We start from the raw sequence: 21,393 nt of genomic DNA, 5'->3' as shown, positions 1-21,393 counted from the left end.
AGGGGAGGGAGGAGATGACGCGCATGGGGCTCGGCCTTGCCCACCTGACGGCCCTCGAATTGTCGCCGCCCGCGCTGGTCACCGAGGCGGCGCGCGCCGGTTTTGGGTCGGTTGGCCTGCGGGTTGTGCCGGCGACAGCAGGCGGTCCGGCCTATCCGACGCGGGTCGGAACGGAAGCCCACCGCGCGCTCAAACAAGTCCTGACGGCGGAGGGGGTCCGCGTCAGCGATATCGAATTCATCCAGCTCACGCCTGAAATCGACGTGCAGGCCTTCGCCGGCGTGTTAGAGGCTGCCGCCGATCTCGGCGCGATTTCGGCCACCGTATCCGGTGACGATCACGATCCTGCGCGGCTCACGGCGCACTTCGCCGAACTCTGCGACCTCGCGCATCCATTCGGTCTGCGCGTCGATCTCGAATTCATGCGCTGGCGCGCGATCGGCGCGCTGCCACAGGCCCTGGCAATCGTGCGAGAGGCGAACAAATCGAACGGCGCCATTCTCGTCGACGCCCTGCATCTCACCCGCTCCGGCGGCAAGGCAGCCGATTTGATCCCGACCCCTGACGAATGGCTGCGTGCGGCGCAAATCTGCGACGCCGGCGCTGAAGTGCCCACAACCGAGGCCGCCATCATCGCCGAGGCGCGCGAAGGACGGCTGCCGCCGGGAGAAGGCGCGCTGCCGCTCGGCGACCTTTTGGAAGCGCTCCCCGCCGACGCCTTCCTCAGCGTCGAGATGCCGATGCCGGCGCTGGCGACGCGGGCACGGATCGCCGCGGCCCATGACGCAACAAGGCGCCTGCTCGACCACAAGCAACTGGGCGCGATGCGACCCGAGCCCGGCCGCGCAGGTCGCGGGCCAAATCATTGACGGGATTCACGACATGAAGAACATCACCATCGGCGTGATCGGCGCGGGACTGATCGGACGCAAGCATCTTCGAAAGCTCGCCGAGCGAAGCGACTATGATCTGGTTGGCATCGCCGACGTGAATGTCGATCAGGTCAAGGCCGAGCATCCGAAGACACGCGTGTTTGCGGACTACCGTCACTTGCTCGACGAGACCCGGCCGGACGCCGTGATCATCGCTTCACCGAACCAGCTTCATGCCGAGACCGGCATCGATTGCGCAAGGCGGGGCATTGATATCCTGATCGAGAAGCCGGTCACCGATACGCTGGAGAGCGCGGTGGCTTTGCTGACTGAAGTCCACAAGAGCGGCATCAAATCGCTGGTCGGTCATCACCGCCGCCACCATCAGCAGGTGAGGGCGCTGAAGGCGCTGCTCGGCGAAGGGCGGATCGGCGACATCGTCGGGGTCTCGGCGATCTGGGCCACGCACAAGCCCGAAAGCTATTTTGAGGTTGCGCCGTGGCGGCGCCAGGCCGGTGGCGGTCCGGTCCTGATCAACCTGATCCACGAGATCGATTTCCTGCGCTTCACGGTCGGCGAAATCGTGGCCGTCGAGGCGATCGCCTCGAACCGCCAGCGCGGCTTTGCCGTCGAGGATACTGCTGCTGCGCTGATCGAATTCGCTGGTGGCGCGCTCGGCAGCTTCTTCATCAGCGACAGCGCGGTCTCTCCCTGGACGATGGAGCAGGGGCTCGGCGAGTCCGTGGAATTCCCGTTCAGCGGACAAGGCAGCTACCGCCTGATGGGCCGCCGCGGCGCAATCGAGTTTCCGAACCTGGTGCAATGGGCGCAAGCTGATGGCGCACAGGACTGGAACCAGCCGATCCAGGCCCGGCATATCCATGCCGGCTCGATCGATCCCTATGTCGCGCAACTCGACCATTTCCGCGACGTGATCCACGGCACCGCGTCATCGCTGCAGCCTGTCGAGGACGGCGCCCGCTCCCTGATCGCAACGCTTGCCATTGCCGAGGCCGCCACAGCCGGCCGCCGCATCGACCTGCGCGACCGCTACGCGGCGCTCGAACCTGCATTGAAGGACAAGCGAACGGTGCCGTAACGCAGACGATTTCGACAACAACGGGCAGAGCCACGGCGCCGGCGCTACCGGCGTCACACAAGAGGGCCGCTCGGAGGGGAGGAGCAACATGAACTACCAATTCGATTTTGCGCCCGTCATCGACGGTCTGCCGGATCTATTATGGGGCTGTGCCGGAACGCTCGGCCTGGCGCTTTCCGGCATGGCGCTCGCACTCGTCATTGGTATCGGCGGCGTCATGCTGCGCGACTCCCGCATTCCGGCATTGCGCTGGCTCGTCATCTCTTTCGTCGAGGTAATCCGGAACACGCCGTTCCTGGGGCAGATCTATTTCATCTTCTTTGCGCTGCCGCTCGCAGGCGTCAAACTCAATCCAACCGTTACGGCGATCATCGCGCTCGGCGTCAACGGCGGCGCCTACGCGATCGAGATCATCCGCGGCGGAGTGCAGTCGATCAACAAGGGACAGATCGAAGCGGGCTACGCGCTTGGCCTGAGCCGGACGCTGGTATTCCGCCTGATCGTGCTGAAGCCGGCGCTGCGGGCGATTTTCCCGTCGCTCACCAGCCAGTTCATCATGCTGACGCTGACGACGAGCATCGCGTCGGCGATATCGGCCTATGAACTGACCTCGGTCGGACAGGCGATCGAGAGCAACACGTTCCGCAGCTTCGAGGTCTATGGGGTCGTCACCCTGATGTATCTCGTCATGTCGTGGATGCTGATGCAGATGTTCGCGCAGATCAACGCGCGCTACCTCAGCTATCCCTTGAAGTGAGGGCGCGCCATGGACTGGAACCAGCTCCTGTTTCTGCTCGGCGGCCTCAAATGGACGCTTGCTCTCTCCACGATCGGCTTTGTGGTCGGCGCGATCGCCGGCCTTGGCGTCGCACTCGCGCGCACGTCGGGCCATCGCATGCTCGAGCGCTGCACCGCGGGCTACATCGCCCTGTTTCAGGGCACGCCGCTGCTGATGCAATTATTCGTGGTCTATTACGGCCTCGCGCTGATCGGCCTGAAACTCGATTCCTGGGTCGCGGTCGCGATCGGCTTCACCCTGCACGCCAGCGCCTATCTCGGTGAAATCTGGCGCGGCTCGATCGAGGCGGTGCCGCGCGGCCAGAGCGAAGCCGCCAAGGCGCTCAGCCTCAACTACATCTCGCGGATGAAGGATGTCGTGCTGCCGCAGGCGATCCGCATCTCGCTGCCGGCGACGATCGGGTTTCTGGTCCAGTTGATCAAGGGCACCTCGCTCGCCGCGATCATCGGCTTCACCGAGTTGATGCGGGCAGGAACCATCGTTTCCAACCAGAACTTCAAGCCGCTGCTCGTCCTCGGCGTGGTGGGTGTCTTCTATTTCGCAATCTGCTGGCCGCTCTCGTTCTACGGCGGGCGGCTCGAGCGCCGGCTCGCCACGGCCGCGCGATGAAGTCAGGTGGCAAACGAATGAACGGAACAACGGAGGAGGAAATCATGACAGGGAAGAAGAATACGACATTCAACCGGCGCCGCTTTCTGGCGCTGGGGGCCGCGGCATTGGCGTCACCAATGATACTGACGCGGACGGCCTTTGCCGTGACTCCATCGGAGATCAAGGCGCGGGGCAAGGTGCTGATCGGCATCCAGGGCGACAATCCGCCATGGGGATTTCTCGATGCTTCCGGAAAGCAGGATGGCTTCGATGGCGATATTTCCACGCTCTTCGCCAAAGAACTTGGCGTTCCCGCCGAATACACCCAACTGGCGGTGGCCAATCGCATCCCGGCCCTGACTTCGGGCCGCATCGATATTCTGTTCGCGACCATGGCGATGCTGCCGGAGCGGGCCAAGGCCGTGCAGTTCAGCAAGCCGTATGGCGCCAATATCATCACCGTCATTGCGCCAAAGGACGTCGAGATCAAATCGCCCGCCGACTTGGGGAAGTATGTCATCGGCGTTGCGCGCGGCAGCGTCCAGGACAGCGACGTGACCAAGGCCGCACCGGCTGGCACCACCATCCGGCGCTTCGACGGCGACGCGCCGACGATGCAGGCGCTGCTGTCCGGCCAGGTTCAGGCCGTGGGCGGCAACATCTTCTACGTGCCGCGCCTCAATGAATCCAAGCCAGGCACCTACGAGAACAAGCTGGAGTTCACCAAGCTCTACAACGGCGCCTGCACGCGGCTCGGCGAGAAGGAGATCAACGCCTTCGCCAACGAGTTCATCGACAAGATCAGGAACAACGGCGAGCTGGCGAAGATCTATCCGAAATGGATGAACAATCCGATGCCGGCCTTTCCGGACAGCATTCCGGGCATTTCCTTCACCGTCAGCTAAAGCCAAGGAGAGCGCCATGTCGGGCGGAACCGCGACGGAATCCATGATCGCCATGCACGGGGTCAACAAATGGTACGGGACGTTCCAGGTTTTGACCGATATCAACCTTTCGGTCCGCACCGGCGAAAAGATCGTTCTGTGCGGACCGTCCGGATCCGGCAAATCCACTCTTATCCGCTGCATCAACGCACTGGAGACCTATCAGAAGGGCGAGATCATCGTCGACGGTGTCAGCGTCAACGACAGTTCGCGGACCATCGAGGCGGTGCGGCGCGAGGTCGGAATGGTGTTCCAGCAGTTCAACCTGTTTCCGCACATGACGATCCTGGAGAATTGCATGCTGGCTCCGATGCGCTCCCGGGGCGCGCCGCGGGCGCAGGCGGAGGCCACGGCGCGGCGCCTGCTCGACAGGGTCAAGATCCTGAACCAGGCGGAGAAGTATCCGGCGCAAATGTCCGGCGGTCAGCAGCAGCGCGTGGCCATTGCCCGCGCGCTCTGCATGGAGCCCAAGGTCATGCTGTTCGACGAGCCGACCTCTGCGCTCGATCCCGAAATGGTCAAGGAGGTGCTCGATACCATGATCGGGCTTGCGACCGATGGCATGACTATGATCTGCGTGACCCACGAGATGGGTTTTGCGCGGCAGGTCGCCGATCGCGTGATCTTCATGGCTGATGGCGCAATCGTCGAGGAGGCTGTGCCGGAAACCTTCTTCAAAAACCCGCGGCACGACCGCACGAAGAAGTTTCTGGGCGAGATCCTGCGGCAGCAGTGAAGCCGCATGCGCAGGCGAAGCGAATGTCGGTATTGGCGGTTGCATCTCCCCGCAACCAAAACCGGCCTCCGATATCGAGAAACTGCAGAGGCTCAGTCCCGTTCGAGGCCCTGGCGGACAACAAGGACGTCAAGGAGTTCTATCTCGGAATGTCGTCCGAAGGGCGCAAGAGCTTTCGCGACATGAAATCATATCGCCGCCGCCAGCGCTGGGTTTGAGGCGCTTGCCCTCGAAGCGGCTTGCCGAGCGGTTCCGTCAGCCGGTGCGCGCAAAGAGATTGCGTCGGACGCCGTTGACGCCGTCGGGTAGGAACACGACATATCCTGTACCGCCGATCCAGGTCACTGCTCAGGAGCAAGATATGCACGCGCCGCCAAACATCGATCCCGTCGCCGCGCATTCTGACAACGAAATTGTGCACTGGCTGACAAACGGCACCCGCGAAGAGCGCTTCATCGATAATATTTTCGCTGAACTGTGTGTCCGGCTCCAGCGAGCGGGCATTCCCGTCAAGCGGGCGACGCTTCATCTCCTGATCCACCACCCGCAATGGCTTGGCGCCCGGATCTTGTGGGCCGACGGGATGCGTGAGGCCGAGCTTGCGCGGGTCGACTACGATGTCAGGGAGCGATCCGAATTCATCGGCAGTCCCGCCAACGAAATGCTTGATGGCGCCACCGAGGTGCGCGAGAATCTCGAACGCGATCCCACGCTGGGCCGCAAGCACGCCGTCTATGACGAGATGCGGGCGAAAGGCCTGACCGACTATGTGGCGTGGCCGCTGTACCATACGCTCGGCAAGCGGCATATCGTGACCTTTGCAACCGACCGGCCCGGTGGTTTCGACGACGCGCATATCGCCCGCCTGTCGCAACTGTTGCCGGTTCTGGCGCTGGTCAGCGAAATCCGCATGAAGAACCGGCTGGCGCGAACGCTGCTGGAGACCTATGTCGGGTCGCATGCCAGCGAGCTCATTTTGGCCGGCGCCACCAGGCGCGGCAGCGGGACGACGGTGCGCGCCGCCATCATGATCTGCGATCTGCGTGATTTCACCAGGATCTCCGACAACTGGCCGCGCGATGACGTCATTGATCTTCTGAACGGCTATTTCGACGCGATGTCGGAGCCGATTGCGCGACATGGCGGAGAAATACTGAAATTCATCGGCGACGGTCTGCTCGCCATTTTTCCGCTCAGCCAGCCGTCGGCCTGCGCAAATCTGCTGCGTGCCGTGACTGAGGCCCGTCAGGCCATGGTTGCCCTGAACGAAATGAACAGCGAAACCGGTCGTGCGCCGCTGAATTACGGCATCGGCGTCCACGTCGGAGACGTCATGTACGGCAATATCGGTTCGCGCAGCCGGCTCGACTTCACCGTTATCGGTCCTGCGGTCAACATGGCTTCGCGCCTCGAAACGCTCACCAAACAATTGGGGAGAACGGTGCTGCTGTCCCGCGCATTCGCCGACCTTGTCGAAAGCGATTTCGATCTCGAACGCGTCGGCGAACATCCGGTACGCGGCTTCAACGACCCCATCGAGCTGTTTGCGTATCACGGCTGAATGCCGCTTGCCGACGTCCCGCTACGAGCGCTGACCGTGGGCCCTCAGCGCTCGTAGCTTGCCGGGTCCGGGCTATCTGACGGATGTGCAAACGCCTTGCGCAAAACCGCTGACATCGGAGTCTTGAAATTGAGGCCGCTGGGCGGCACCGGCGATTCGAACCACTTCCCGTAAATCGCTTCAATCTCCGGGCTTCCATATAGGTCCGCGGTCGCCCGATCGGCCACGGCCTTGAAGAGGGCATCGTCCTTGCGCAGCATGATGCCATAGGGTTCAGCCCTGGATAAGGTTTCCGCGCTGATCATGTAGGCAGACGAATCCTTTGATCTCGCGATCGCGACGGCGAGTTGTACGTCGTCGAGGACATAGGCGGCCGCGCGGCCGGTCTCCAACATGAGAAACGCCTCCGCCTGGTCCTTGGCAGCGAGCGCCGTGATGCCCAGATTTCGCGCGGTATTGACCTGGTTGAGCTGCACCATGTTGGTCGAGCCCGATATCGCGACAACGGGCTTGCCTTTCAGCTGGTCAATCGTTGTGATGTTGTCGGATTTCCGCGCGGCAAAGCGGGTAGCCGACAGGAAATGCGAGTTTGTGAACGCCACCTGGCGCTGCCGCTCCGCATTGTTGGTGGTGGAAGAACAGACGAGATCGACGGTTCCGTTCATCATGAGCGGGATGCGATTGGACGATGTGACCGGAAGCGTCTCGACGGCAATGTCCGATACTTTGAGTTCGCGTTTGGCCGCGTCGACGATCCTCATGCAGATATCGACGGCGAATCCAATCGCCTTCTGGTCCCCGTCCAGATAGCTGAAAGGCACCGAGGCTTCTTGAATGCCGAGGATGATCCTGTTGGTCTCCTTGATCTTCTGGAGTGTCCCTGTCAGTTCGCCGGCATTTGCCGACATGCTTATCAGGGCAGCCGAGATCGTTACCGCAAATAGACGCATCGAGTTCACTCCAGGGACATCGGCAGTTCTTGTGAATGCCTGAGAAAATCTGCTCGCAGCAAAACGATCGCTCAGCTTTAGCCGATATTGTTCGCGCGAGGTATCAAAGGTTTCTTCTATCAGCTATCGAACGATTTTATCGGTGAGCCGCATATCCGGCCGCGAACGCCGGAGCCACCAATATCGCGCTCATGTGGCGTTCATCTTCGCGGCCCCGGGTCCCGGATGGACATGGATGGCATCCACAGGTTTGCTGGCTGGTATCGCAGCGATTGCCGAGCCTGGCCCGGCGCAGTTCGGCGCCTTAGTGTTCTGACAGCGTGCTGTCCTTTGCCACACTGCGCGCGCTAACAGGAAGGCTTGCCGGCGCGCAATTGCCGCGGGGTTATTCCTGTCCAGCGCCTGAAAGCATGGGTGAATGCGCTCACTTCCCGGTACCCCAGAAGCCATGCAATCTGCGAAATCGCCAGGTCGCCATGTGTAAGATATGCCTTGGCAAGGTTCACTCGATATTGATCCAGCAGTGCCGAGAAGGTCAGCCCCTCGGCTGCAAGCGCACGCGCGAGGGTACGACGGCTCATGCCAAGCTCACGGGCAATGGCCGCGACGCTTGCTCTGCCGTGGGGGAGTCGCGGCGCAATTGCCGCCTCGACCCTTGAGCGCACGCTCGCCTTGATAGGCGCGCTATCAACAAGCGCTTCCTCCGCGTATCGCACGAGCATCTCGTGAAGATGACAATCGGCGCTCGCGATCGGAAGCGAACCGACGGATTTCGGAAAGATGATCTCGTTTGCATCCGATGCAAATTCGACATCGCATCCGAGGAAGGTTCGGAATTCGGGAGGTGGCGCGTCTCGGGAATGCCTGACCTTCAGTTGACGTGGCGCCAATCGTGTGTCGGTGAGTTGTCGGCACATACGGATCACCGCGAACAGCCAAAATTCCATTTGATGCTGGCTGGATCCTGGTTTCACTCCGACACAATCGAGAGCGATTGCAGTCGCGCGGTCCAGACGGATGCGCAGCCGAATGCCCTCGTTGACAATCCGCGTATACCGTTCGGCATCGCTCAAGGCGTCGGCAAGTGTGTTGGAGGACGAGCATATGTAGTAAGGCAGGCCGATTTTACGCAGTTCGAAATCCGCTGCCATTCGGAATCCGAAAAGGTCGTCCTTGAGCTTTTCGGCGGCGATATCGAAAAGCTGGATCTGAGCCTTGACCTCAATGCGAGCCGCCGGATCATCAATCTGCTCGGCCTTCAGTCCTGCTTGCGACAAGAGAGGAGCGAGTGGTACTCCGGCCTCAAGCAGCTTCGCGCAGGCAAACCTTGCGGCTGCTCCAGTTGTGCTCGGAATCGAGTATAACGGCGAAAGTCCGGGCGCGCCCATGAGAGGCACCTCGTAATGCCATCTTCCGGATGGCGGTTCGTCGAGACCTTCTGGCACAAAATACCAAATCGTTGGCGCAATATAGCAAGATGTCGCTGAGGTTGTCCTCCTAAATGCTCCTGACATAGATCAATATACCAAAACGAAATATCTGGAGGCGGTTGCAAAGCTGTCCGGGGCTACCGTGACCACGGCAAAGCCTAGCGGCAGAATAACCAATGTGATCTACCGGCAGCCATTCAGCAAAGACGCCAAAATGCTTGGAACACGCTGGATAGAATGGGCGAAACCTGACGACCGGGACCGTCTTCTGAAGAGTTGGCGGAAGACATCCCAGCGAGGCGAGGAGTTCGAGTCTGAAGTTTCCTGACGGCTCATTTCACTCCGTCTGTTCGTATCTGACACCGCAAAGCGTCTTGGCCGTTGGGGCCGCCGAATAGAGCTGCCTTGGCTTCCATTCGTGCCACTTCTGGCGCTCAGGCGCGGCGTGTTGCCGCCTGTCCGAACGCAAGACGTTGCGCTCCGTGCTCGCGAAAGTCCCGTGGCGTGGCGCCAAATCGGTCCTTGAATGTGCGCGTGGCATGGGCGGCATCGGCGAAGCCGCACTGATGCGCAAGTCTCGCGATCGGAATGCTTATCAGGGAAGGCTGCCGCAGCAGGTCTTTGAACAATTCGACACGCAGATGAAGGACATGGCGTTCGAACGTGGTCGCGCGGTCGGCGAAGATACGATGAAAGGTCCGTTCCGAAATGCCGAACTCGGTGGCAAGCGCAGGCGCCGGCCGGATCGTGGCAATGTTTGCCCTCAGATAAGTGTCGATCAGCCTGAACAGACCCGGGCGGCTGAGCCCATGGCCAGCGCCGGCGGCAAGGCGGAGTATCGCCGAGAGATAAGCGACGATGTCAGGCTCGCTTTGTCTTGCCGGTGCGTCCGGCACGGAGATCGCATCGCGTACCAGCGCTGCAATGGCGCGCGCAACCGTCCCGGACAAGGGAATAGGTTTCGCACATAGTCGCTCCGCTTCGGGGATGGACCGCAGCAGCGACGAGGCGCGGACGGTGGCGATCAGCAATTCCACACGCGGCTCGGGACCGAACAGGCGATCCTCGAACGGACGCCGCGCATCGTAGAGCACGCCGTATCCCGGTTCGATCGTGCTTTCGTTTCCACCTTGCATGATCGAGCTTCGGCCGCGCCGCTGGAAATCGAACATGAATTCGTCCGAACCGGCCATGTTCACGAGCCGGGCATCGCGGGTGTAGCATTGTGGACTGCTGTCGAAGCGGACCAGCTTCGCACCGCCGATTTCGACGAATTCAAAATGACCGCTGACGACCGCCGAGCCGAGCGGCTTGGTCTCGACACTGGCGAACGACCGGCAGATCGCCTCGGTCCAATAGGCTGTTCTCTCGGCAGGGCGGATCGGGTCGGTGGAGACGCTGATCGGCATCGTGCGAATAAGATCCGGTTTGTGGTTCCCCAGCGTCGCCCAGGACCGGTGGCTCTGGCAAGGGCGATCCGGCCGGAGGTGGCAGGTTCATTCAAGACGCGGTGCCCCCGGCCGCCGTAGCCTGCGGCCAGATCCCCGGGGAATTCGGTCCGATATGGTACGCACAAAGCCATCTGCCGGCATGGATGCCGGTCATCCGCTCGATCCGCTCAGCGAGACCGAAGTCGCGCTGGCGTCCGAAATATTGCGGAAGGAAAAGAGGCTCGGCCCGCATGCGCGATTTACGCATGTGCAACTCGAAGAGCCGGCCAAATCCGACGTCCTGGGATGGAAGCGGGCTGCCGGGCACTCGCGGCGGGCCGCCGTCACCCTGTTCGACAGCAAGACGGTGCGACGCATGTCGCGACGGTAAATCTCGATTCGAAGCGCGTGACGGCGTGGCTGGAGTATCCGACCAAAGCCCATCCTTACGGCCAGCCGCCGATCACCATCGAGGAGGTGTTCAAGGTCGGCGACATCGTCAAGGCCGACGCGGACTGGCGGTGTGCCATGAAGCGACGCGGCTTGAAGGATGAGGACATCGAGTTGATTCAGGTCGATCCGTTTTCGGCCGGCTATTTCGACCGGGAGGTGGAGAAGGGCCGCAGGCTGGTCAGCGCCGTGTCCTACTGGCGCAAGGATATCAAGGACAATGGCTATGCGCACCCGATCGAAGGCGTGGTCGCGCTCGTCGACCTGATCGAGAACAAAATCGTCCACCTGGTCGATGAGCCCGACATCATTCCGATCCCGAAGAAATCGCGCAACTACGACCGCGCCTCGATCCCGCAAACCCGGAACGACGTGAAGCCGCTGGATGTCGTGCAGAAGGACGGCCCGAGCTTTAGGGTCGAGGGCTGGAAGGTCGATTGGCAGAACTGGTCGTTCCGCGTCGGCTGGACCGCGCGCGAGGGTCTCGTGCTGCATCAGTTAGCCTTCCACGACGGTGCCAGCGAGCGGCCGATCATTTACCGGGCCAGCGTCACCGACATGATCGTTCCCTACGCCGATCCGACCGCCAACCATTTCTGGAAATGCGCGTTCGATGCCGGAGAATATGGACTAGGCAAGCTCGCCAACGCGCTCGAACTCGGCTGCGACTGCCTCGGCCACATTCATTATTTCGACGTGCCGGTCGCCGACGATTACGGCAAGCCGGCCGTGATGAAGAATGCGATCTGCCTGCACGAGGAGGATTACGGGATCCTCTGGAAGCACTACGAATTCCGCAACGAGACATTTGAGGTGCGGCGATCACGCCGTCTCGTCGTCTCCTTCTTCACGACAGTCGGAAACTACGACTACGGCTTCTTCTGGTACTTCTACCAGGACGGCACCATCCAGCTCGAAGTCAAGCTCACCGGCATCATCCAGACGGCCGCGATCGCGCCGGGCAAGCCCTATCCGTGGGGCGGCATGGTCGCTGAAGATCTCGGCGGTCCCACCCACCAGCACTTCTTCAATGCCCGCCTGCACATGATGCTGGATGGCGAGGGCAATACGGTGACGGAGCATGAGTTCCGGCCACGGCCATGGGGAACAGATAATCCCTATGGTAACGTGTTCGACACCGCCACGCGCGTTCTCTCGCGCGAGCGCGATGCGGTCCGCGAGGCGGACGGGCGGACCGGGCGATACTGGAAGATCACCAATCCTAACAAGAAGAATAGCGTCGGCGGCCCGACGGCGTACAAACTGCTGGCACACAGCGCGCCGGTGATGCTGGCACAGCCGGGCTGCTACATGACCGAGCGCGGCGGATTTGCGACCAAGCACATCTGGGTGACGCGCTACGCGCCCGACGAGCGCTACGCCAGCGGCGAGTTTCCGAACCAGCATGCCGGCGGTGACGGCCTGCCGAAATATGTTGCCCAGAACCGCGAAATCGAAAACCAGGATATCGTAGTCTGGCACAGCTTTGGCGCGACGCATGTCTGCCGTCCCGAGGATTTTCCGGTGATGCCAGTCGAATATGTCGGCTTCACGCTGAAGCCGAACGGCTTCTTTGCCGAGAATCCGGCGATGGATCTGCCGCCCGACCGAAACAGCGCGAGCCGCGATAACCGCGACAAGGGGGCATGCTGTGGCTGATGGTCCGCGCGTTCGCTTTTCATTTCACCATGCAAGGAGACTGACCATGAATCGCAGGAAGCTCCTCAAGACCGCCGGTGCCGCCATCGCCTCCACGGCGGTCGCCGCGCCCGCGATCGCGCAGTCCACGCCCGCCTTGCGCTGGCGCCTCACCACATCCTTCCCCAAGACGCTAGATACGCTCTACGGCGCGTGCGAGATGTTTGCGAAGGCGATCGGCGAACTGTCGGATCAGAAATTCCAGATCAGCGTGTACGGTCCGGGTGAGATCGTACCGGCGTTTCAGGTGTTCGATGCGGTGGCGAACAACACCGTGGAGATGGGCAACAGCGCCTCGTACTACTACATCGGCAAGGATCTGGCGTTCGCGTTCGGCACTGCTGTTCCGTTCGGCCTCAACACGCGCCAGATGAATGCCTGGCTCGCCTATGGCGGCGGCCTCGACATGCTCAACGAGCTCTACGGGACCTTCGGAATTTTGGGCATCCCGTTCGGCAACACGACCGCACAGATGGGCGGATGGTTCCGTAAGGAGATCAAGACGCTCGACGACATGAAGGGTCTAAAATTCCGGGTCGGCGGCGTCGCAGGTCAGGTGTTGAGCCGGCTCGGCGTCGTGCCGCAGCAGATTCCGCCGGGCGACATCTATCCCGCGTTAGAGAAAGGCACCATCGACGCCGCCGAGTGGATCGGCCCCTATGATGACGAGAAGCTCGGTTTCCTCAAGGTCGCGCCCTATTACTACTATCCCGGCTGGTGGGAAGGATGCGCGAACGGCTTCCTCTATATCAACAGCGCGAAATGGGCCGAACTGCCAAAGCTCTATCAGAACATGGTGACGATTGCGGCCGCGCAGGTCGCGGCTGATCTCGCTGCCAAATATGATGCGCGCAACGCGGCCGCCATCAAGCGCCTGGTTGCGGCCGGCGCGCAATTGAGGCCGTTTTCGACCGAGATATTGGATGCGTCGTTCAAGGCGACCAACGAGCTGTTTGCCGAAGTTGCGGCAAAGAACCCGAAGTTCAAGGGACTGTACGATTCGACGATCGCATTCCGGAACGAACAGTACCAATGGCATCAGGTCTGCGAGGCCACCTACGACAATTACATGATCCGGCGGATTCGCGGTTGAGCGCAGACCAGGGGGCTTGAATTGGACATTCGTACCGGCCGGCCCGTCACGCTTGCTTCGAACGGCATGGTGACGTCGCCGCATTCGCTCGCCTCTGCGGCCGGCCTTGACGCGCTTCGCGCCGGCGGCTCCGCCATCGATGCGGCGATCGCGACCAGTGCGGTGCTCGCGGTCGTCTATCCGCACATGACCGGTCTCGGCGGCGATGCGTTCTGGCTTGTTCATGACGGCGCGAGCGGCGAGATCCGCACCCTCAATGGCGGCGGCAAGGCGGCGGAGGGCGCCACGCTGTCGGCGCTCGAAGCGCGTGGGCTGAATGAGATCCCGCTTCGGGGCATTGTGCCGGCGACGCTAACGGTGCCGGGCGCGGTGGCGAGCTGGACCGAGGCGCACAGCGTCCACGGGCGGCTGCCGCTCCGGCGTGTGCTGGACAGCGCTATTGGCTACGCGCGCGACGGCTTTCCGGTCACCGGCCGCGTTGCAAGCTTCATCGAGATGGTGCGCGATGATCTCTTGCGGAACCGCGAAGCCGCCGCGTTGTTTTTCCCGCAAGGCGCGCCCGCTGCGCCGGGCGAAAGGCTCGCCAACGCCAACCTGGCGCGCACGCTGCAGTCGATCGCAGATGAGGGATGGCAGGGCTTTTACCAGGGGCCGGTGGCCGCCGAGATGGCGCGCTTCTCGGAGGAAAACGCCGGCCTGTTCAGGCTTGCCGATTTCGGCCGGCAAAAGGCCGGTTGGGGCGAGCCCCTTATTGGCCGCTACCGCGACGTCACGGTCTTCAACACGCCGCCGCCGACGCAGGGTTTTACCGTGCTCGAAATGCTCAACCTCGTCGAGCCGCATGACCTGCACCGAAAGGACTTTCTTGGTCCCGACCATATCCATCTCCTGGTGCAGGCCAAGCAGATCGCCTATCACGACCGCGATCAGGTGCTGGCCGATCCCGCGTTCGCCGATGTGCCGGTCGAGCGTTTGATATCGAAGCAATACGCGGCCGAGCGCGGCCGGCTGATCGACGCAAGGTCGGCATTGAAATGGGACATGGTGCCGTCATTTGGCAGTCTGTCCGGCGATACGGTCTATGTCGCCGCTGTCGATCGCGACGGCAATGCGGCGTCGCTGATTCAAAGCCTGTATGGCGCATTCGGATCCTGCGTGGTTGCGGGAAACACCGGCGTCGTCCTGCAAAACCGCAGCGCGTATTTCTCGCTGGATCGCAACCACCCTAATCGCCTCGAGCCCGGCAAGATCCCGCTGCATACGCTGATTGCCTCGATGGCCAAGCGCGACGGCAAGCTCTGGAGCGTGCTGGGCTGCATGGGTGCAGATGGCCAGCCGCAAATCCAGATGCAGCTCTATTCAGCGATGATCGATTTCGGTCTCGACATCCAGGAAGCGATCGAGATGCCGCGGTTTCTTTCCGGCCGCTTCGCCATCGGTGAGGCGCGCGACACGTTGCATATCGAGAGCCGCTTCCCCGAAGCTACGATCGACGCGCTCGCGCGACGCGGCCATACGATCAACCGTTGGGACGCCTGGAACGAAATGGCCGGTCATGCGCACGGCATCACGATCGATCAGCGGAACGGCACGTTAAGCGGCGGCTCGGATCCACGCAGCGATGGGGCGGCGATCGGGTACTAGCGCCTTGCTAGCTTGGCATTGGCTCGTCCTTTCATTTTGCGCTACCACTCCTTTGGATGGGAGTGACGCCGATGCCGCTATGGACTTGCGAACAATGTGGGGCCCAGTTTCCCGAAAGCGCCGCGCCGCCTGCGGCGTGTCCCGTCTGCGAAGACGAACGGCAATATGTGAACTGGAAGGGCCAGGTGTGGCTGACGCGCGAGGAGCTGGCGAAGCGTCACAAGCTGGTCTGGCGCGACGATCTCGGCATCCCCGGCATCGGCGGCGAGCCGGCTTTTGCGATCGGACAGCGCGCGCTGTTGGTCCCTAAGGCCGATGGCTGCGTGATGTGGGATTGTGTGCCGCTGGCCACCCGCGAAGCCATCGATTACGTCCGCTCGCTCGGCGGCCTGAAGGCGATCGCCGTCTCGCATCCGCATTATTATGGCGCGGTTGCCGACTGGAGCGAGGCGTTCGGCGGCGTACCGGTCTATCTGCATGGCGACGATCGCGCCTTCGTCACGCGGCAGCACTCCGCCATCGTGCCATGGACCGGCGACAGCCACAGGCTCTCTGACGACATTGTTCTGGTGCGGACCGGCGGACATTTCGCTGGCGGCACGATCATGCACTGGCGCGCGGGCGCGGAGGGCCGGGGCGCGCTGCTCACCGGCGATGTCGCGATGGTGGCGGGGGACCGACGTTCGGTCAGCTTCATGTACAGTTTTCCGAACTACATCCCGCTCAACGCCACGGCGGTGCGCCGCATCGCTGGCGCGGTCGAACCGCTGGCGTTCGACCGCATCTATGGTGCGTGGTGGGACCGCAACATCGCCGACAATGCCAAGGCGGCGTTCGAGATGTCCGTCCGGCGCTATATCGCGGCGATCTCCGGCTGAAGGCGCATCTCGCCGATCCCATCTTTATGGGGGTTCGCTTGCGGCCGGCTAGCGGTTGCCCGCACCAACCGCGGCTACTCCCCGCGGCATCGGCGCCGGCTTTTGCGCCGGAACTGTCCCGCCGCTTTTGGGCTCGTTGAGCCAGCCGGTGAGGCGCGACATCAGGCCCGCCTGTTCCGCAGTCCTTGGCTCCTGCACGAAGGGGTCGGTGTAGCACTGGGCACCCGCGGCCTTGGCAACCCGCGCCACCGCATCGGTCATCGCCGGCGCGCCCGCGGTATAGACCACGTCGTCGGGCGACAGTTTTGGCAGATGATCGGTCGGCCGGCCGCCCTGAATGGCGTGCGAGATCTGTTGCGGCTCCGACACCATCGGGATCAGCGTGACGTTGGGAAACAGCGCCAGCCGGCACAGCGCCGTGTGCATGTAGAGCGAGCGGATGCTGCGGGCCTGCACGATGAAGACCATTTCGCGCTGCGGCTGCTCCATGATCGCGGCGACCGCGACCGACCACATCGGGGCGAAACCGGTACCGCTGGCGACGAGAACGATGCGGCCGGCATGGCCTTGCCTGAAAAAGGCGCGGCCGTACGGTCCCGTCAATCTGACGCGGTGCCCGGGGCGGATTTCGTGGCCGAGCGCCGAGGAAACCAGCCCGTCCGTGACCTTCCGGATGTGGAAGTGCAGCATGCGATCGTCAGGAGCGCCCTCCAGCGGAAAGGTCGGGCTGTAGGACCTTGCCGGGAATCCCTGAAACTGCAGCTTGCAATACTGGCCGGGAAGGTAGTCGAGCGGCTTCGGCAGTTCGATGTCGACGCCCACGATATCGGGCGCGAGCTGAACGGTTTGCGCCACTTCCGCCGACAGCGCCATCGGCTCAGGGGCGGCCTCGATCGAAATCTTGAGATCGGAGACGATTCGGGCCTGGCAGGCATGGATCATGTCGTCGCCCCGGCTGTGGCCGCCGAACACCTGTCCGTCGACCAGGCGCACGCGGCAGGCGCCGCAGATTCCGGAGCGGCAATCGTGCGGAAGATCGACGCCGTTCATCAATGCCCAATCGAGCAGAAGCTCGCCGCGATTCGCCAGAAACGGCTCGTCGTTGATGGTGACTTTGCAAATCTTGGACATTTATTCCACCTCGATACGAATCGGCCGAACGTGCCGTGTATGTCTGATCTGGCTGTGGTCGAAAGCGGCGACCCGCATGAAGACGCCGGTCTTGATCGGCACGTCAAACTGGCTTGTTGTGTCGAGCCGGCGTTTCACCTCAAGCGCCCAAAGGCCGGAGGCCCAGCGGGCTGCAGATTGAACGTCGGCGCGATCGCCTGAAAATTCGCCGTTCACGATGACGCCCGGGATCACGGTCCCGGTCGGGATGCGGGCGTCGACATCGGTCGAATAGGGAACGGAATCCTTCTCGGTCATGAACCAGCGCGCGCCGTCGCTTTCGCCGTGATTGGGATCGAGGTCGATATCCCCCAGCGCGTCCGTCGTGGCGGCGACGACTTTGGGCAGGCGCAGTGGGGCAACCAGGCGGCTGCGGCGCGGACCGCCTGACGAGTCGGCCTCGACGGTGAAATTGTCCCGGTAATTTGCCGTTCCAGGATCCGGCGCGAACCCGCCCTTGTACGGAACGACGTTTGCCGCCTGCATCGGGGTCGGATTCAACGGCGGCCCGAAATGGGCGTCGTCCATCCATCCGGTCGCACCGCTGGTGGCTTTCCACTGCCAGACGTCGGCATAGCCGGCTTCCGTGTAGTGCAGTCCGCGGCCGCTCATGGTGGCTGGCGCGCCGGCGACCGGCTGTGGCCCTGGATGAAAGGTTCGGCCACCGGCCAGCGTGACATCCGAGGTGGTCAGCAGCACGGAAAACTTGTCTTCGTTGTATTGATGCTCGTCGCCGAGCTGAAAGCCGGAATGAAGCAGGTGCCATCCGTCGGCTTCCTTGACGAGCGGCAGGTGCTTGAGCGAACGCGTCGAATCCTGCCAGGTAAAGAGGAGGTACGCATAGGTGCCGTCGTGCACCGCGCGGACCTCGATCCTGGCTTCTCCCTTGCCGTCGAAATTTCCGCCTTCTCCGGTCAGCAGCGAAAACGGCTTGACGCCGCGCCAGGCCCGATCGGACGTGTCGCCGTCGAGGATCGGTGCGTCGGCGGCGTTGATGCGGCGAATCTGCACGCTATCCACCGCCAGCCGATCCGTGGCGACGATGAGCGAACCACCGGTGATAGCGGCGGCTGCCGCGACCACGAACGCATTGGCCTGCAGGGTCGGATTTCGCGATCGCGCAGGCCTGGCTGCCGGATCCGGCTCACCCGTTCGATCGCGACGCATGTCGGCGCGGGGCTGCAACGGGTGGGACGAGGCATCGGGCGGCGCATCCTGGTTTTCGGATTCCTGCGAACGCGCCGACTGCTCGACCAAGAGGCCCAGCAGTTCGACGGCATCGAGCCGCGGCGGCGGCGCAGGCAGCGGGGCGGGACGAAAGATGCGCAGCAGTTGCGCTGCGCCGCCGCTTTTGAACTGGGTCAGGACATGCAGGACGACAAAGGCGAGGATCACCCAGGTCCCCACCCAGTGCAGCATCGCCACGTCATAGCCGGAGTAGAAACCGAAATAGAGCAGGCCGCCGCTGACCAATAGCCCCGACATCGTGACAAAGAAAATCCAGTACATCAGGGCGATCACGGCGCTCAACCTCGCCTGCCCGCGGCCGAACAGTCCACGCAGCCGAACCCTGTCGATCTGGACGCGGCGGCCGAGTCCGGAGCGGAGCATATAGACGACGTAGCCGATCGCCACTGCGACCAGGACGACGGCGGCCTGCATATGGGCGACCCACACGCTGTCGCGCGGCAACACGACGTCGAACCAGTTGATCCAGGTTCGATCGGGTGTTTCAGTCGCAATACGTAAACCGGTAACGAGCGCAACGGCGAAGGCTGCCACGAACGTCCAGTGTAGAATGATGGTCCCATAGTCCGTCTTACGTTGCCTCACGCATACGCCCCGCTACTTTAGTTCCGGGGCAACAACCGCGCCGATTCCTCCAACCGCCGATGTCGCTGCCGTACCAATGATGGTCCCCAATGCCGTCGTTGGGGCCATCGTCTAAAGATCGTCCTTTGCGGGCGCAGGCCGATGAAAAGGTCTTCTGTGCATCCGCCGCGTGAGCCGGATCGGCGAACGCGTTCTTGACTCGATGTATCGGCCTCCAGCATCCCCGGAGCATCAGGGAAGCTGGAGGCCGCGCCGCGCGTCGCTATCCCCACGTGTGATGTAAATGATGCGCCAAATCGGGCATGCCCGACTGGGCGTGGTCCTCGACCCCGACGGTGACGTCGGCTGTTGCTAGCGTTACCGGCTCGCCGGTGGTGGGGGCTGCGGGGTGTGCCGGGGCCGGCTCCGCGGCTGCGGCAGTGGTGGCCGGCGTTTCGGCCACCGGCGCCGTCCCCAGTACTTCAGCGACCGTCACACCGTCAGTATGGTAGGTGCCTCCGGTGAGGGGAATATTGTTGCCGCCGACATCGGCCGCGTTGCCGTGCATCTGGTCCGCCGCCGCCGTGACCAGGGTGGCGTCGCCGCTTTGCAGCCCCTTGATCATCGCGGCAACCTCGGCGCCGAGCGCGCCGGTCGCATCGAGCAATGCGTTGCCGCCCTGCGCCGCGTCGAAATCGGCCACGAACTTTTCGAATGCCTTGAGGTCGGCGATCAGCGCGGCAATGGCTTTGGTGTCGCCGCTGCCGACGAGGTCGATGGCCTGCTGCCCGAGCGAATTGGACTGGGCGATGAAGTTGGCCGCGAACACCGTCTGCACATCATTTTCGAGATGCGTTGGCGCCTGATTTGCGGCACCCGGAAGCGGCGAGAAGCCGCTGATGCCATTTTGCGTCGCCATGTCAGCCAGTTTGGGGTCGCCCTGAATGATATCTATGATGTCGAGGATGTTGTCGACGCTGGCGCGTGCCGCATCGGGGCTGATGTTGGGGTCATTGATATAGGTGAGCTCGAGCTGGAGCTGACGCACCACCGCGTCGGCATGTTCGCCGGTCAACCCCTCGAACAGTTGCGGGTTGGCGCTGATCAACGCCTCCATGTCCGTGATCACGGCATTGATGTCGTCGGTGATCTCGGCCCGGTTGGCGTCATTGACGCCAGTGAGGATCTTGTCGGCCGCGTCATTGAAGATCGCGCCGATCTCCGCGAGGTTGGCGTGCGGCGCGTCCGGCGCCGCCGGAGTACCCGGCGCGGCCGCAAGTGCGAGGTTGGTCAGTGCGACATCGGTCTTGACGGTGTTGATGATGTCGAGATGGCTGGCGCGGAGCGCTTGTTCTGCGGCAGCCGTGCTGCCGAACGTGCTGCTGTTTACCGTGGCGTTGGCCGTCGAAATCGCAGTGTTGATGTCGGACAGGATGGCCTGAACATGGCCGAGCGCGGCGCCGGATAATTGCCCTTTGTTGACCTCCGCCAGCAGGCCGTTATGCACCGCGGTGAGCTCGGTCGTAAAATTGTTGACGCTGCCAGGCGCCTGGCCGCCTCCCTCCACCGGGGTTTGCGACAGGCCGCCCGCCGGCGCCTGAGTGGCGTTGTAGAAGGTCGTGCCGAGGCCGGAGAAGCTCGGTGCGGTGGATGGCGACGGCGTCTCAATGACCGGAGGTGCTTCCTCCGGTGCTGTTGTGGACGGAGGAGCGGGGGCCACCGGCGGGCTCGGGGCCTCATCGATCGGCAGATCGAGATCGAGGAGGCGCTGATCTCCTCTGAGAGTGAAACGAGCCATTCTTGGTCCCCTGTCATCCAGTCGAATTTATTGATGTGTGGGCGCGGTCATCCGCCAGGGAGCAGGATGGGCGCACGGTGAAGGATCAGTTAGGTTCGTGGCGTCAATCGGCCGACACAGCGACCATTGAGCGTCGAAGCAAGGTGATAGGCGGACGAATCCATGACGTGCGCCGCGCCGAAAAACTGCGAATGATCCGCACTCGAATCAAAGATGTGGCGGCCCTTGTGCGTCCGTTGCGAGAATCCGCGGCGCTATTCCTCTTGTGCCGGAATTTTATCCGGCCGCGCACACACGGGATGGACGACAACGAGGCCTTTGCCATCGTTCTACCCGCGAGCGAACTTGAACAATCGGCATTCGTCGCATTCCTGCCGAAAAATGGTCTGCATCCCGCGTCAAGGAGACTTCAGGGAGATCCGACGGTCGAGCGGGTCG

16 protein-coding genes and 1 pseudogene are annotated in these 21,393 nt (G+C 62.6%); 11 read left to right on the top strand and 6 right to left on the bottom strand.

Annotation, left to right across the window (positions count from 1 at the left end; all coding sequences use genetic code 11):
• Positions 1 to 14: 14 nt before the first annotated feature.
• The 7 genes from ACVWVY_RS01005 (at position 15) to ACVWVY_RS00975 (ending at position 6,602) form a co-directional block, all read left to right on the top strand.
• Positions 15 to 869 (top strand): sugar phosphate isomerase/epimerase family protein, encoded by an 855-nt coding sequence (locus tag ACVWVY_RS01005; RefSeq protein WP_456624649.1) that lies wholly within the window; start codon positions 15 to 17, stop codon positions 867 to 869.
• Positions 870 to 882: 13 nt separating this feature from the next.
• Complete coding sequence (locus ACVWVY_RS01000) at positions 883 to 1,971, top strand: Gfo/Idh/MocA family protein (RefSeq protein ID WP_456624648.1); 1,089 nt, start codon at positions 883 to 885, stop codon at positions 1,969 to 1,971.
• 88 nt (positions 1,972 to 2,059) lie between these two features.
• Positions 2,060 to 2,728, top strand: coding sequence for an amino acid ABC transporter permease (locus ACVWVY_RS00995; protein WP_456624647.1), 669 nt, complete (start codon positions 2,060 to 2,062; stop codon positions 2,726 to 2,728).
• Positions 2,729 to 2,737: 9 nt separating this feature from the next.
• The gene (locus ACVWVY_RS00990) at positions 2,738 to 3,379 is read left to right on the top strand and encodes an amino acid ABC transporter permease (protein ID WP_456624646.1); all 642 of its coding nucleotides are present in this window, start codon (positions 2,738 to 2,740) and stop codon (positions 3,377 to 3,379) included.
• A gap of 44 nt (positions 3,380 to 3,423) precedes the next feature.
• On the top strand, positions 3,424 to 4,266 hold the full coding sequence (locus ACVWVY_RS00985) for a transporter substrate-binding domain-containing protein (protein WP_456624645.1): 843 nt from the start codon (positions 3,424 to 3,426) through the stop codon (positions 4,264 to 4,266).
• A gap of 43 nt (positions 4,267 to 4,309) precedes the next feature.
• Positions 4,310 to 5,041: an amino acid ABC transporter ATP-binding protein gene (locus ACVWVY_RS00980; protein ID WP_456632060.1), complete on the top strand. Its 732-nt coding sequence runs from the start codon at positions 4,310 to 4,312 to the stop codon at positions 5,039 to 5,041.
• Positions 5,042 to 5,402: 361 nt separating this feature from the next.
• Complete coding sequence (locus ACVWVY_RS00975; RefSeq protein WP_456624644.1) at positions 5,403 to 6,602, top strand: adenylate/guanylate cyclase domain-containing protein; 1,200 nt, start codon at positions 5,403 to 5,405, stop codon at positions 6,600 to 6,602.
• Between the two features lie 44 nt (positions 6,603 to 6,646).
• On the opposite strand, the gene ACVWVY_RS00970 is transcribed toward ACVWVY_RS00975, so the two are convergent.
• From ACVWVY_RS00970 to ACVWVY_RS00960, 3 genes are all read right to left on the bottom strand, one after another.
• Complete coding sequence (locus ACVWVY_RS00970; protein ID WP_456624643.1) at positions 6,647 to 7,552, bottom strand: amino acid ABC transporter substrate-binding protein; 906 nt, start codon at positions 7,550 to 7,552, stop codon at positions 6,647 to 6,649.
• A 347-nt stretch (positions 7,553 to 7,899) separates the two neighbouring features.
• Complete coding sequence (locus tag ACVWVY_RS00965; RefSeq protein WP_456624642.1) at positions 7,900 to 8,940, bottom strand: AraC family transcriptional regulator; 1,041 nt, start codon at positions 8,938 to 8,940, stop codon at positions 7,900 to 7,902.
• Positions 8,941 to 9,416: 476 nt separating this feature from the next.
• Positions 9,417 to 10,391 (bottom strand): helix-turn-helix domain-containing protein, encoded by a 975-nt coding sequence (locus ACVWVY_RS00960; protein WP_456624641.1) that lies wholly within the window; start codon positions 10,389 to 10,391, stop codon positions 9,417 to 9,419.
• 181 nt (positions 10,392 to 10,572) lie between these two features.
• On the opposite strand from ACVWVY_RS00960, the pseudogene ACVWVY_RS00955 reads away from it, so the two are divergent.
• From ACVWVY_RS00955 to ACVWVY_RS00940, 4 genes and pseudogenes are all read left to right on the top strand, one after another.
• A pseudogene (locus ACVWVY_RS00955) lies at positions 10,573 to 12,521 on the top strand (primary-amine oxidase).
• Positions 12,522 to 12,567: 46 nt separating this feature from the next.
• Positions 12,568 to 13,653 (top strand): TRAP transporter substrate-binding protein, encoded by a 1,086-nt coding sequence (locus tag ACVWVY_RS00950; RefSeq protein WP_456624640.1) that lies wholly within the window; start codon positions 12,568 to 12,570, stop codon positions 13,651 to 13,653.
• Positions 13,654 to 13,674: 21 nt separating this feature from the next.
• Positions 13,675 to 15,297 carry a gamma-glutamyltransferase gene (gene ggt, locus ACVWVY_RS00945; RefSeq protein WP_456624639.1) on the top strand — a complete coding sequence of 541 codons (1,623 nt, stop codon included), beginning with the start codon at positions 13,675 to 13,677 and terminating at the stop codon, positions 15,295 to 15,297.
• A gap of 71 nt (positions 15,298 to 15,368) precedes the next feature.
• On the top strand, positions 15,369 to 16,175 hold the full coding sequence (locus ACVWVY_RS00940) for an MBL fold metallo-hydrolase (RefSeq protein ID WP_456624638.1): 807 nt from the start codon (positions 15,369 to 15,371) through the stop codon (positions 16,173 to 16,175).
• A gap of 48 nt (positions 16,176 to 16,223) precedes the next feature.
• On the opposite strand, the gene ACVWVY_RS00935 is transcribed toward ACVWVY_RS00940, so the two are convergent.
• From ACVWVY_RS00935 to ACVWVY_RS00925, 3 genes are all read right to left on the bottom strand, one after another.
• On the bottom strand, positions 16,224 to 17,306 hold the full coding sequence (locus tag ACVWVY_RS00935; protein ID WP_456624637.1) for a 2Fe-2S iron-sulfur cluster-binding protein: 1,083 nt from the start codon (positions 17,304 to 17,306) through the stop codon (positions 16,224 to 16,226).
• The gene (locus ACVWVY_RS00930) at positions 17,307 to 19,178 is read right to left on the bottom strand and encodes an ethylbenzene dehydrogenase-related protein (protein WP_456624636.1); all 1,872 of its coding nucleotides are present in this window, start codon (positions 19,176 to 19,178) and stop codon (positions 17,307 to 17,309) included.
• A gap of 262 nt (positions 19,179 to 19,440) precedes the next feature.
• A complete protein-coding gene (locus tag ACVWVY_RS00925; protein WP_456624635.1) occupies positions 19,441 to 20,664 on the bottom strand; it encodes a hypothetical protein in 1,224 nt (407 codons plus the stop codon).
• Between the last annotated feature and the right edge of the window lie 729 nt (positions 20,665 to 21,393).

It is taken from the genome of Bradyrhizobium sp. URHC0002 (genome assembly GCF_054059515.1).
Note: the sequence above shows the minus strand (reverse complement) of the source record. Positions and strands in the feature narration are given on the sequence as shown.